Genomic DNA, 12,853 nt, shown 5'->3' on the forward strand with positions numbered 1-12,853 from the left:
GGTGAGACGATGTCTTTTACTATTACATTTTTTAAAATCGTTACAATTTTGCTTTCAATTGTCGGAGCTTCTTTTGCGATTCCGCTTGCAGTTGCATTTGCGTACGGTGAATCATCAGTTTATCTTGTGTTTATAATTCCGATGATTGTGAGCTTTATTTTAGGGCTTGCAGTAAATCTTCCAACTCGCAAAATGAAGTTTTCTATGAACACTCGCCAGACATATCTTATTGTCGCACTTTCGTGGGTTGTTTCAAGTTTGATGGGTACTGTTCCTCTGTATTTCAGCGGATGTTTTAATTCTTTTGCTGATGCACTTTTTGAGAGCATCAGCGGAATTACAACTACAGGTTCAACTGTTTTGTCGGAAGTTGAAAGTTTGCCGCGCTCAATCAATATGTGGCGCTGTCTTACTCATTGGATTGGAGGAATGGGAATTGTAACTCTTACCGTTGCTCTTATGCCTTTGCTTGGAGTCGGCGGATTCCAGCTGATAAAAGCAGAAACTACAGGTCCTGAAAAAGGAAAAGTCACCGCCCGAATCACAACAACTGCTAAAATTCTTTGGGGGCTTTATGTAGGGCTGACACTTGTACAGACACTTGCTTTGAAAATCGCAGGGATGGATTTTGTAGATGCACTTGCGCATTCATTTGCAACTCTCGGTACAGGCGGATTTTCTACAAGGAACGCTTCTGTTGGAGCGTATAATTCTGCCTCTATCGAAATAATCTGCACGATTTTTATGTTCCTTTCCGGGGTCAACTTCAGCCTTTATTTTTACGTAGTTTCACGCAAATTCAGAGATATATCAAGCAACTCTGAACTCAAAGCATACATCGCAATTGTCGTTGTTTTTATAGCGGCAGTGACAATTTCTTTAAAATCATATTACGGCGGAATCGGAAAAAGCCTGCGCTATTCATCATTTCAAGTAGTTTCTCTGCTTACAACAACAGGTTTTGCGACAGCCGATTTTATAAAATGGCCGGCGGCGGCACAATTCTGGCTTTTGTTGACGTATTTTATAGGTGGTTGTTCCGGTTCAACTGCCGGCGGTATTAAAGTAATCCGTTGGGTTATAGTTGGAAAACAGATTAAAAATGAGACTAGCCTTATGATTCACCCTCGAGGAGTTTTTGCGATAAGGTTGAACGGCCGCACAGGAAGAAAAGATATTGTTTTTAGCGTTGTAGCGTTTATGTCAGTTTATTTTGTACTTTTGATGATTACGACATTTGCAGGTTGTGTCGCAAATCTGGATTTGTGGACTGCATTTACAGGAGCGCTTACAATGGTCGGCAACGTAGGGCCTGCTTTTGGGTTGCTCGGTCCAACTTCGAATTTTGGATTTTTGCCTGACTTGTTAAAATACTGGTATTGTTTTGCTATGTTAGCGGGTCGTCTTGAACTTTACACAATAATGATTTTCTTTATGCCTGCGTTCTGGAAGAAATAATTCTTATACAAGGGGCAGTTTTTTCTACGACAAGAGGAAAATCTTCCTTGCACAACATAACAACTTCTCCATCTGCTTGCACGAGAATTGCTTTGTCGTAATTAATTCTGATTTTTTCAGCAGAGTGAAGGCTCGCCAAATCGGTTCCGACAAACGAACCGTCTACAAATTGGTGATTGTCTCTTATCAGCCGAGCAAGTGTGATTTTAGGTGCAATGCAGACATTGTTTTCATTCGGCAAAACTTTGTGACCGCCTCCGTAAACTCTGTTTCCGGAAGCTCCGACAGCTATCAGCGTTATCGGTTCTGTCAGCTCGCCAACTTTAGAATCGTTTTCATCAAAAAATTCAACTGTAGCTGTTCCCATTGGAAAATCTTTGTTGTAGACAAGCCCGCTCAGAGGAACGCACAGATGATAAAAATTTCCCGGAAATTTTCGTTTTACGGTGTTTGTCATGTAAACTACATAAGCGTCTAATCCCATGCTCACTATATTAAAGCAATACCACGGAGAAGGAGTTTTTATCGTATTGTATTTTGCATGATCTTTTCCAAGCCGTTTTATATCATCTTCAGTGTGTTTGCCTTTCGTGTAGATTTTTAAAGCTCGCGCGTTTGTAAAAGTTACTGCATTCCTAAGGATTTCAAATGTCTCTTCAATGCTGTGACCGTCCGTTCCATCATTCCCGGTTCCGAGCGGAAGTCGAAGCAGCGTTATGTGATTCATGATCATCTCTTTTTTTCTCGGTTCTCTTTGGGCTGCAAGATATAATGCAGTTTGAACTTCAAGAGATGTTCCGTCTCCGCCTGCAGTGACGAGCACACATTCTGTTTCGGGGCGGAATGTTGCAATCAGCTCTGTGACTACGGCATCTGCAAGGTCTTTTGCATGACCTGTGTATTCCGTATTGAATATTTTTGTAATTACAGATGAAGTGCATGCCGGTGATTTAAGAGAATCTGCTTCAGTTTTATTAAAAAGGATTTTATAATACTTTGATTTTTTTTTGTTTGTAAAACAACCGGCTGTGATGTTTGCAATAAAATAAATCTGAACATTTTTGCCAGCCCATAATTTATTTCTCGAAATTAAAGTTGATATACATTTTTCAATGTCTTGTGGTGTCAGTCTATTCATAATATATATTTCACTATAAATGGTTATCGGCTTTTTTGCAAATTCCACAAGCAGACAACATTGTTAACTTTACAATAACTTTATAGCATCTCAAGATTTTGACAGTTTTAATTATGATACTTTTCAAAGTAACATAAATGATATAAACTACTTTACATGGGTAACGAACTCGATGAGCATTTGGAATGCGATAGAGAAAAAATCAGAAATTCCATTCGCCTTCAGATGCCGATTGAAATCACATCTTACACTCTCCCCAAGAATATGGAAGCATACATCAGTGGCGTCATAGATATGTTCTTGGAAGAATGCCACCAAGAATATCTTAAAGAGTACATTGAATTTTGTGTAAGAGAGTTGCTTGCAAATTCTAAAAAGGCAAACACCAAGCGTATATATTTTCAGGAACTAGGGCTTGATATAAACAACCCAGATGAGTACGAAAAAGGAATGGTATCATTCAAAGAGGAGACTGTTACAAATATTGCGCACTATCTGGAGCTTCAAAGAAAAGCTGGTCTTTATATAAAGCTGATACTTCGCATTGAAACAGATAAAATCTATATCGAAATAAAAAATAACTGCACATTGACAGTTTTTGAAGAAGAACGGATCCAAAAGAAACTCGACAGCGCACAAAAATACGACAACATGGAAGAAGTGCTTGCTAACGTAATCGATCAGTCTGAAGGCGCAGGGCTTGGAATCATCATAATAATTTTGATGCTCCACAAAGTTGGGCTCTCAAAGGATAACTATCAAGTTTTCTGCACTGAAAAAGAAACTGTCACTCGTATCATTCTCCCTTGCAGCGACCAGATTTTCGCCGGCGTTGAAATACTGTCTTATGAATTTATCTATATGCAAGAGCAACTGCCGGTTATAAAAGAAAATTTTGAAGTGGCAAAAAAGATTGTTTCTGAAGAAAAAATCAACCGCAATGCTCTGCTTCGTTTTGTTCGTACAGATATAACCCTTTCAATGCTCTTATTTACATTATCTTTAAAAAAAGACAAAAAGTGTTTTAATTTGCCAAAAGTTATAGAGCTTCTTTCCGATGATGAACTCAGGTTTGTTTATTCATATAAAAATCCTTCCTGCAAATTTGTAGATAAAACGGTGGAACTTGAACGGATTTGGGAACATGCGCACTGTACGGCGTTCTATGCATATAATCTTTTAAAAAACAGATATGATATACCTCTCAACATCGATGGAATAAATGTCGATGAAGAATATTTTTATCTGCTTGGGCTGTTTAACAGCATCGGTCCAGCTCTTGTTGCAACTGCAAGCGAGGAACAGATAGAAAACATCACGGAATTGAGCAAACAGTTTGAAGGTCTTTCGGATCAGATTATCGATATTTTCCGACATGGTAACGCACGCAACTATTTAAATCTTGTGTTCACAAAAAAGTTCGGATTCCCAACTGCAATTTGCAAACAACTTTTTGGCTGGAACAGCATTGCGGTGACGCAAAAAAAATATGTTCCGATTGTAGAAATCCTTCACCTTGCTGAGATGATGCAATATTTTGATGAACAAGAGATAGATTTTTATCAAATTGAAAAAAATATTCTTCGTGATTTTAGTATCGAAACTGAAAAACAGTTTTCATCGATAATTTGCCAATTTAAAGAAGTGTTAAAGAATCAACCCATTTTTGTATAAGAATTCCAAATGCGACCCCGACGTTTAAGCTGGCTTTTAATCCTTTCATAGGAATTGTAACTCGTCCGTAAGTAGCTTTAGATAGTGCGTCGGGGCTTACCCCCAGTTCTTCAGAACCGATTATGCATATCCCTTTTTTTGGAAACTTGAACTCGTTTATGTCTGTGCCGCCTGTTTCAAGCGCAAAGATAGGGAGCGTTTCTGGCAGATTATCCAAGCTGGCCCTTTCCCATTTCATAGTTTCAATGCAGCCCATTCCCGAACGTTTTGCACGAGGTTGGTTTGGATCGATGCAGTTTTGCGAAATAAATATTTTTTCAGCACCCATAGCTTCTGCCGTCCTAAAAATAGAGCCGATGTTGAAAGGAGAACGTATGTCTTCTGCATAAATGCACATGCCAGGATAAAAATCTCTTTGTCTTACAACTCCGTTCTCGTCTTTTTGAGGAACATGAGGGGCGATCACAAGATCCCATTCGGCAGGAAAAGTTCCGATGATTGAAAGAAGGTTATTTCTGGCAAAATTGCAGATGCGCAGTTCGTCGAGCGGTTCTTTAGACAAAAGTCTTTGCAATTCAATACCGGCGCTCTCAGGAAGTTTTGGATCTTTTAATAAAATTCCAACAAGCTGCCTGATGTATTCCGGACGCAGGATATTAGTAAATGAATATTCTGTTCCCTTTTCTGCAATCCCTTGAATATCGCGTTCAAGAGCCCCGAACGTAAGTGCAAGTTTACGCCGTTTTTGTCCGCCTTCGAGCTGAAATAATTTTCCGGGTTCTATCATATTTTTTTAATAAGCCAATTTTATAAAATCGAATAAATCATCTGTTGTCATACTTCGAGGAAGATTGTTGATTAAGTTGATTTCTTTTATATCTTCTACAGGCAGAGAAAGTTGCTCAATCGTGAGATCAAGATCTTTTAAGCGTGTTGGGAGGCGTTCTTTTGCAATTTTTTGCCTGACATAATCGCTCAAAGCGCGACCTGCAGTTTCTCCCGTTACATCATTAGGGCATGCTCGTATAATGTGTGAAAGTTTTTCAATTTTAGCAAGTTTGAATTTAACTGCATCGTCAATTTCATAAGGAATAAGAATAGAAGATATAAGCGATTTTCCTTTTTTGTAGCGCGAATATATGCTCAGCGAAAGGAGAGTCGTAAGACCCGGAGATGAAGATGCAGCAGCGAGAGACAGCATGCAACCCGCTTGAGTCAACAAAACTTCTTCCGGCGTTGTGATGTCTAACGATGGAGAACCGTCGAGAGCGTAAGATAGAAGCTCAAGACCTTTTTCAACGAGCATATCGCTAAAAAAACTCGCTTTTTGTGAAAGATATGCTTCAATTGCTATACCTATCAGTTCAAGCGAAAGAGTTGCTTTTTGATTTGCAGTCAGAGAAAGCATCAAATTTGGGTCAATAAGGATGAGTTTGCATACTGATTTTTGAACTTTTAAGAATTTCAACTGATTACTTCGTGAATCTATGATTGGGATTTCTGATGTAAATGTATAAATTGTACGATAAGTCGTAGGAACGCATATACAAGGAATTGGAGTTGTGTTTGGCAGCGCACCGTCTATAAAATTATAAAAGTTGTGAATTTCGTTGAAAAAAGCGGCAACCGCACGTCCTGTTTGAATAGCTTTTTCTCCGCCAATCGCAATGATTCCGTGCACGTGGCTGTCTCTTGCAAGGTCTAACGCTCGTTCGATGTTTTTAGAAGTAGGACCTTCTGCAATGTCTGCAAAGAGAAAGCCTTCAACTTTTCTGTCGTTGAGAGATTCCATAATCTGTTTTGCAAGTTTTGCTTCGTTTAGAAACGGGTCTATAATTACCATGAATCTCGTTCCCCATTCTAGAACTTGCGAGCCGATTCTGCTTATTGAGTAAGAACCAAGCACAATGTACGGGTTTATTCTGAAAATAAAGTCTGACAATTTTATAATCTCCCTGCTCTAGTCACTCTATGTTGATAAAAAAAGGCGGAATTCAAGAATCCCGCCTTTTTTTTAGTTTATCGATACGACTAATTATATACCAAGTGCAGACAAAAATTTATCTGCTGCCGAATTGAGTACGGCATCATTTAAATAATTCGGATCTTTGAGTTTTTCAATAACTTCAGCTACTTTTTCAGTTCTTACATCAGGAGTTTCTTTCGCAACTTTCTCCATGTAATAAACTTCCGCCATCTCTTTAGCTTCAGCAGATAAAGTGATTGAATCTTCATTTCGTTCTACTTTAGCCGAATTTTCAGTTTTGCGGAGATTTTGAACATTGTTTACCTGAGTAACATTGTTTACACTATTTATCATCATAACGTTCTACCTCTCTACCTTTTAATTATCGGTAGATTTTTCAGAAATCTTAAACTTTTTTATGCCTGAAACAAAAACCGCAAACTCTCCTTTTATAGATTGTCTTGAAGAATAATCAGCGTGCAATTCAGATGCTGTTCCGCTCGTTATTTCTTCATGCAGTTTTGTAAGTTCCCGTCCTACAACTATGCGGCGGTTACTATCAATATCGGCAATATCCGCAAGAAGTTTAGTAATTCTAAACGGACTTTCGTAAATTACTGCGGCGTCACCTGTTTCAAGAATCTCTTTGAGACGCGCTCGCCGTTTACCAGATTTTGGAGAAAGAAACCCTTCAAAAATAAGCGTCTTTCCGCCTGTTCCCGACACACTTGCCAAAGTTGCAAATGCTGCCGGACCCGGAATTGGAACAATGTCAAATCCTGCCTGACGAACGATATCTACAAGGACAGCTCCCGGATCTGAAATTCCTGGAGTACCTGCATCGCTTACGTAAGCGACATCGTGGTTTTCTTCTAGCAGTTTGACTATTTTTTCTCCGACAAAACGTTCGTTTTGAGCTCGGCAGGAAACAAGCGGCTTTTTAATTTCAAAATGATTAAGAAGCTGCAAAGTATGGCGAGTGTCTTCAGCTGCAATAAAATCAACATTTTTGAGCGTTTCTATTGCTCTGTAAGTAATGTCGCCAAGATTCCCGATCGGAGTTCCAACAACGTAAAGTTTTGCCACAAAAATATTATAGAACAGAATAAACTTGCTTGCAAGCATTTAATCTCCACGCAGTATTTTATTGCTACGATTAGAAATTTAAGCTAGAATGAAGCCCAATTTTTATTAAACGTATTTGTAAAAAAAAGTTTCAATGCAGGAGCATTTAAGTGAGCGAACAGAATCGGGAGACTTTAGGAAGTCGCATAGGTTTTTTATTTTTGTCAGCAGGGTGTGCAATCGGACTTGGGAATGTCTGGAGGTTTCCATACATCACAGGAAAGTACGGCGGTGCAGTTTTTGTTTTGATTTATCTTGTTTTTCTGATAATTTTGGGATTGCCCGTGATGGTTTGTGAGTTTGCAGTCGGGCGTGCATCAAGAAAAAGTATGTCTGCAGCATTTAAAAGGCTTGAGCCGGCAGGTACAAAATGGCACATATATGGAATCTTTGCAGTTGCAGGCAACTATCTTTTGATGATGTTCTATACTGTTGTGACAGGGTGGTTCCTAAAATATTTTTTTGCAACTCTCAGCGGAAAATTCACTGGGCTCACTCCTGACCAAATTGGAAATGTGTTCAGCGAAACTGTCGGAAACCCAAAAACTCTTATAATCTGGATGGGAATTGTTATTTTTCTTGGATTTTCAGTATGTTTCTTAGGATTGCAGAAAGGTGTTGAACGCATTACAAAGATTATGATGAGCGCTCTTTTTTTAATCATGATAGGGCTTGCTGTATACGTGATTTTCCTTCCTGGTTCTGCCAAAGGATACGAATTTTATCTTAAACCGAACTTTAAAAATCTTTTAAGCGGTGAAAAAGGGTTATGGGATACAATTTACGCCGCTATGGGGCAAGCGTTCTTTACTCTGAGTCTTGGAATTGGAGCAATGGAAATATTCGGTTCATATATTGGGAAAGATTATTCTCTGACAGGGGAATCGCTTCGTGTGATTGGGCTTGATACATTTGTTGCAATATTTTCCGGACTGATTATTTTTCCGGCTTGTGCAGCGTTCAATGTCGATGCCGGTTCGGGCGCAGGACTTGTATTTGTTTCATTGCCAAATGTCTTTAATGCGATGGGGGCTGTCGCAGGCCGGATATCAGGCTCCTTGTTTTTCTTATTCATGAGTTTTGCAGCTCTTTCAACAGTGATTGCTGTTTTTGAAAATATAGTTGCATTCCCGATGGACAAGTTCCGATGGTCTCGGACAAAGTCTGTAGTAATAAACTTTTTTGCAATTTTTATTTTATCCGTACCTGCCGCACTTGGAATGAATATTTGGGCTGGAGTTCATTTTGGTCGGCACATCGCTTCAATCGATGCTATGGAAGACTTTATTGTAAGTCAAAATCTTTTGCCGCTCGGCTCTCTTATTTTCCTTTTATTTTGCACATGGAAAAGCGGCTGGGGTTGGGACAAATTTATTGAAGAAGCTGATGCCGGTGATGGATTTAAATTCCCTAAAAATAAAATATTCAGATTTTATCTTCGTTACATTGCGCCTCTCATAATTTTGACAGTATTTATCGCAGGCTACTTTGATATTTTTGGAAAATAGAGTTAGACATTTTATATAAAGCTATCAGACTTTCATAATTTTAATAATTCCAATAAGATGGTGTTTATGGAACATTATAAAAAAGAATTCATTGATTTTATGGTTGAATCACGTGTTCTAAAATTTGGAGAGTTCACTTTGAAAAGCGGACGAAAGTCTCCTTTTTTTATGAACGCAGGTGCTTATGTCACAGGCAGCCAGCTTGCACGACTTGGTCGCTATTACGCTCACGCAATCCACGACAACTTTGGAGATGATTTTGATGTTTTATTCGGACCTGCGTACAAAGGTATCCCTCTTGCAGTGACGACGGCAATCGCTTATTTTGAACTTTTTGGAAAAGAAGTAAAATATTGCTGCGACCGTAAAGAAACTAAAGATCACGGCGCTGATAAAGGTGCTATACTTGGGTACAACATAAAAGACGGAGATCGCATAATCATAATTGAAGACGTTACAACTTCAGGAAAATCGATAGAAGAAGTTTATCCAAAAATCAAGGCACAGGAAACGTCTCCAAACGGAATTAAAATTGTCGGGGAAATTGTCAGCCTCAATCGTCTTGAACGCGCTCCTGACTCCTCAAAATCAGCTCTTGAGACAATTACAGATAAATACGGATTTTCGGCTCGGGCAATTGTTACAATGAAAGATGTCGTTGATGCGCTGTACACAGATGGTGATAAAAAAATCATCACTGAGGAAATAAAAATCAAGATAGATGATTATTATAGACAATGGGGTTGCTAATACTGACAATAATGAAAAATGCTTGGAGAAAAGTTTGAATGCAGAGAAGCAAAATTTTTTCAGCCATCACTGTAGCCTCCTTTTGTACAATAATTTTAATCCCTGTTGGAATTGCACTCATGCTGTATATGACAAGATGGAATAAAAAACTTAAAGCAATTCTTGCATGTACATTTTCAATTCTGTATGCAGTTTTAGTTTTTTTAATTTTAAATCTTGAACCGTCATATAACACAACCGGAATCTCTCTTTCGTTTGGCTCAAATTCCGGGTACACGGCATTCCAAACTAAGACTTCATCTAAAAATGTCGTCAAAGAAGATGGCAATAGTTTGGAAGATCATAAATCCGATGAAAAAAAAGCGAGCAATCAAAAAGAATTGAAAATGCCACATAAAATCAAAAAAGAAAAAAGAGGCAAAGTCTCGCCGATTTATTACATCATAGCGTTTATCATAATGTTCATCATGATTTTAATAATCAAGAAGTTTCGGGGCAGTTCAGAAAATGGCGTCTATGAAAATCCATACGTCGATACAAATCAATATAAATTGCCGCTTTCAGAATATGCGAAAATGCCGATGGTGCATTTTTTACGGCTTAGATTAAATGCCGGTGAAAAAATCTATTTTGCGACTGAAACAAACAACATAAAAGAAAAAGGTGATTTTGTAGTCACCAATCAGCGCATTGTAATTTTTACTGAGGACGATGGAGGAGAATTTCCTCTAAAAGGACTTACCGCTATCTCTTCTGTTTCCGACAGCGTGATGCTTTTGACTTCCGGTGAGCGCAAATATTATGTTTTTATTCCAGAAAATCAGATGAAATATGCCCTAGCGGTAGTGAGATGGGCGTTCGCAAAAGATGTTTAGCTTAATTTAAATTTTCTGTCTTCTATTTTTTCTGCCTGTCTGTAAATTATTGCTATATTCCCGATTATTCGAACGAGAGTTGCGTCGCACTTATTACAGATGTCGTCTGTAAGCTGTTTTTTTTCGTCTTTGTATTCGTTGAACTTAATTTTTATAAGTTCGTGTGATGTTAAAGAATTGTCTACCATTTTTATAACGCCGTCAGTGACTCCGGCTCCGCCTACAATAACAACAGGCTGTAAATTATGAGCATATTTTTCAAGGTCTTTTCGTTGTTTGCTGTTTAATTCCATAACGTCATATTTTAGTGATTAAAGGAGTTTCACGCAACCGTAAGGAGTGTCTGTAAAAGTTTTAAAATCGTCTATGATTTTGCGTGCGGAAGATGAAATGTCGTAGAGTCTGCATCCGCGATTGCCATCTGAGCATTTTACAAGAGGATTTATATATCTTTGTTTTACTTTAAGGTTTACGCAAAAATATTCTTTTTCCGGAAGAGGAAAGTCGGTGTGTTCAATTTTTGTCATTTCGCGAAAAGTGCGATAAAGGCGGAAAAAATGAATGCGGGCTTGCATTTCTGTCTCATCGGAAATTGAAAGTTTCCCATTATCTTCAATTTTTTGAATTATCTCCTTTTCGCTCAAAATCATAAAATCATTTTCTGAAAGAATATTTAACTCAACTGCCCGATTCATGATTTCTCCGAGCAGATGAAGGGTCAGCTTGTCTTCATTTAATTGTAAGATATGCCCGGTCATGCAAAATTTCCTACAGTAATTTTCAGCAGTTTCGAGCGTGCGAAAAGAGAGTTCTTCAACGCCATATTCGTTTGTCAAAATGCAAATGTCATTGTAGCATCTTTCGACTTCATCTAAAGTCCAGCTGCCTTCAAGTGCCATCCCTGATGGAAACATATATTCGAGCCTGTCTGCGCTAAGACTTGGGATTTCATTGTCGGCAATGGGATATTTGTGGTAGTCTTCAATCTGTTCAACAGTCAAACAGTCCTGAATGAGCAGCTCTGCGAGTTTTGAATCATTTTTTAGAATGTAAGATGTTTGTGCTTCTGTTGATGTCTGCGTAAGCGCATCTCCTTTACGAAAATCTGAAACGTGGCTAAAAGTCGGAGTAGAAATATCGTGAAACAATCCTGAAATTGATTGGGCTTTGTCGTGAGTAAAATGCCATGTGATGAGAGCGACTCCTACGCTGTGGTCAAAACGCGAATAAAAAAATCTGTTGTGAAAAAGCGCAGTCCAGTCAGAGCCGCACAAAAGCCCAACTCCTTTAAGACGCTTTAAAGACGGCAACTCCAAATATTTTTGAAGAAAGTCAGGGCGCTCTTGATTATTTGAACTTTGCAATTCCGGACATAAAATTTTATAGTATTTTTCTAAATTGAATGAGCGTTCATGTGAACAAGGCCACATCGTCATCATTTTTTCAAAGTTGTACGGCGCAAAGTAATTTGTCTTTTCCATTTGTTAGTCGTTGTCGTTGTTTTTAATTTTAACATCAAGCTGGTTGAATGGAATTTCGATACCATTATCGTCGAAGACTTTTTTGATGGAAACAAACAGATCGTTTTTTGTTTTTAAAAAGTCAGAGGGCTTAAACCACGCCGCTACAGTCATGTTTATTCCACTATCATTAAAACCGTCGAACCAAACTGTTGGGGCCGGATTTGTAAGGACTGTCGGGCAAAGAGAAGGTGCCTTAGATAGAACTTCGAGAGCTTTGTTCATATCTGTTGAGTAATCTATGGAAACAGAAATAGTTATTCGGCGTGCTTTGTGGTAAGAGTTGTTTGTAAGGTTGTTGTTGATTATAGTCGAATTTGGGATGCGAACCATCTGGTTATCAAAAGTATGCATTCTGACAGACAAAAGTTTTACTTCGTCTACAATCCCCGTCACTCCGTCGATTATGATGACATCTCCGATGTGAATAGCGCCTTCTGTTAAAACAAAAAGCCCACTTATAAGGTTACTCATAGAAGTTTGTGCAGCAAAACCTATCGCAACTCCGGCAATTCCTGCTGCTCCCCAAATTGCTTTGAGGTTTACCCCAAAAGTGCTTAAAATATACAGAACAACTACGACGTAAAAAAAATATTTTATTCCGCGTATAACTGCCGCTACACGAGCTTCAGGAAGTTTTTTTGGAGATATCTTTTTTAGCGAATGAACAATCAGTTTGTAAACAATCCACATGAGTAAAATTACAAAAAAAGCTCCGACTGCCTTAAAAAGATTTTCCCACGAAATAAGTTCTTTGAACCAATTTATAAATTCTGTAATGTGCTTTCCGATAGTTTCGTTTGCAGCTGTTCCTACAGCGTCTGTGATGTATTCCATAA

Annotated in this window: 13 protein-coding genes; 5 read left to right on the forward strand and 8 right to left on the reverse strand. The window is 38.4% G+C overall.

What is annotated here, in order from left to right:
* The first annotated feature begins 9 nt into the window (after window positions 1-9).
* A complete protein-coding gene (locus H9I37_RS01945) occupies window positions 10-1,458 on the forward strand; it encodes a TrkH family potassium uptake protein (protein WP_187380812.1) in 1,449 nt (482 codons plus the stop codon).
* On the opposite strand, the gene H9I37_RS01950 is transcribed toward H9I37_RS01945, so the two are convergent.
* Window positions 1,433-2,596 (reverse strand): diacylglycerol/lipid kinase family protein, encoded by a 1,164-nt coding sequence (locus tag H9I37_RS01950; RefSeq protein WP_187380813.1) that lies wholly within the window; start codon window positions 2,594-2,596, stop codon window positions 1,433-1,435. The genes H9I37_RS01945 and H9I37_RS01950 overlap by 26 nt on opposite strands.
* Window positions 2,597-2,752: 156 nt before the next feature.
* Between H9I37_RS01950 and H9I37_RS01955 the strand changes: the two genes are divergently transcribed.
* Entirely contained in the window at window positions 2,753-4,270 is a 1,518-nt protein-coding gene (locus H9I37_RS01955; RefSeq protein ID WP_187380814.1) for a hypothetical protein, read from the forward strand.
* Here H9I37_RS01955 and H9I37_RS01960 read toward each other — a convergent pair.
* The 4 genes from H9I37_RS01960 to rsmI form a co-directional block, all read right to left on the reverse strand.
* Entirely contained in the window at window positions 4,233-5,057 is an 825-nt protein-coding gene (locus H9I37_RS01960) for a TrmH family RNA methyltransferase (protein WP_187380815.1), read from the reverse strand. The genes H9I37_RS01955 and H9I37_RS01960 overlap by 38 nt on opposite strands.
* Before the next feature lie 6 nt (window positions 5,058-5,063).
* Complete coding sequence (locus H9I37_RS01965; RefSeq protein WP_187380816.1) at window positions 5,064-6,212, reverse strand: iron-containing alcohol dehydrogenase; 1,149 nt, start codon at window positions 6,210-6,212, stop codon at window positions 5,064-5,066.
* Between the two features lie 93 nt (window positions 6,213-6,305).
* Window positions 6,306-6,593 carry a flagellar biosynthesis anti-sigma factor FlgM gene (locus H9I37_RS01970; RefSeq protein WP_255422457.1) on the reverse strand — a complete coding sequence of 96 codons (288 nt, stop codon included), beginning with the start codon at window positions 6,591-6,593 and terminating at the stop codon, window positions 6,306-6,308.
* A 21-nt stretch (window positions 6,594-6,614) separates the two neighbouring features.
* Entirely contained in the window at window positions 6,615-7,322 is a 708-nt protein-coding gene (rsmI, locus tag H9I37_RS01975) for a 16S rRNA (cytidine(1402)-2'-O)-methyltransferase (RefSeq protein ID WP_187380817.1), read from the reverse strand.
* Window positions 7,323-7,471: 149 nt separating this feature from the next.
* On the opposite strand from rsmI, the gene H9I37_RS01980 reads away from it, so the two are divergent.
* From H9I37_RS01980 to H9I37_RS01990, 3 genes are all read left to right on the forward strand, one after another.
* Complete coding sequence (locus tag H9I37_RS01980) at window positions 7,472-8,869, forward strand: sodium-dependent transporter (RefSeq protein WP_187380818.1); 1,398 nt, start codon at window positions 7,472-7,474, stop codon at window positions 8,867-8,869.
* A gap of 66 nt (window positions 8,870-8,935) precedes the next feature.
* Complete coding sequence (gene pyrE / locus H9I37_RS01985) at window positions 8,936-9,619, forward strand: orotate phosphoribosyltransferase (protein WP_187380819.1); 684 nt, start codon at window positions 8,936-8,938, stop codon at window positions 9,617-9,619.
* 38 nt (window positions 9,620-9,657) lie between these two features.
* Window positions 9,658-10,494, forward strand: a complete 837-nt coding sequence (locus H9I37_RS01990; protein ID WP_187380820.1) for a hypothetical protein — start codon at window positions 9,658-9,660, stop codon at window positions 10,492-10,494.
* Here H9I37_RS01990 and H9I37_RS01995 read toward each other — a convergent pair.
* Genes H9I37_RS01995 through H9I37_RS02005 form a run of 3 tightly spaced genes read right to left on the reverse strand, consistent with a single transcriptional unit; the run spans window position 10,491 to window position 12,851 of the window.
* Window positions 10,491-10,787, reverse strand: a complete 297-nt coding sequence (locus H9I37_RS01995; RefSeq protein WP_187380821.1) for a YhbY family RNA-binding protein — start codon at window positions 10,785-10,787, stop codon at window positions 10,491-10,493. The two genes, H9I37_RS01990 and H9I37_RS01995, sit on opposite strands and share 4 nt — an antisense overlap.
* 18 nt (window positions 10,788-10,805) lie before the next feature.
* A complete protein-coding gene (locus H9I37_RS02000) occupies window positions 10,806-11,975 on the reverse strand; it encodes an HD domain-containing protein (RefSeq protein ID WP_255422458.1) in 1,170 nt (389 codons plus the stop codon).
* Between the two features lie 3 nt (window positions 11,976-11,978).
* On the reverse strand, window positions 11,979-12,851 hold the full coding sequence (locus tag H9I37_RS02005) for a mechanosensitive ion channel family protein (RefSeq protein ID WP_187380822.1): 873 nt from the start codon (window positions 12,849-12,851) through the stop codon (window positions 11,979-11,981).
* Between the last annotated feature and the right edge of the window lie 2 nt (window positions 12,852-12,853).

Origin of the sequence: Treponema sp. Marseille-Q3903, assembly GCF_014334335.1 — a bacterium.
GTDB lineage: Bacteria > Spirochaetota > Spirochaetia > Treponematales > Treponemataceae > Treponema_D.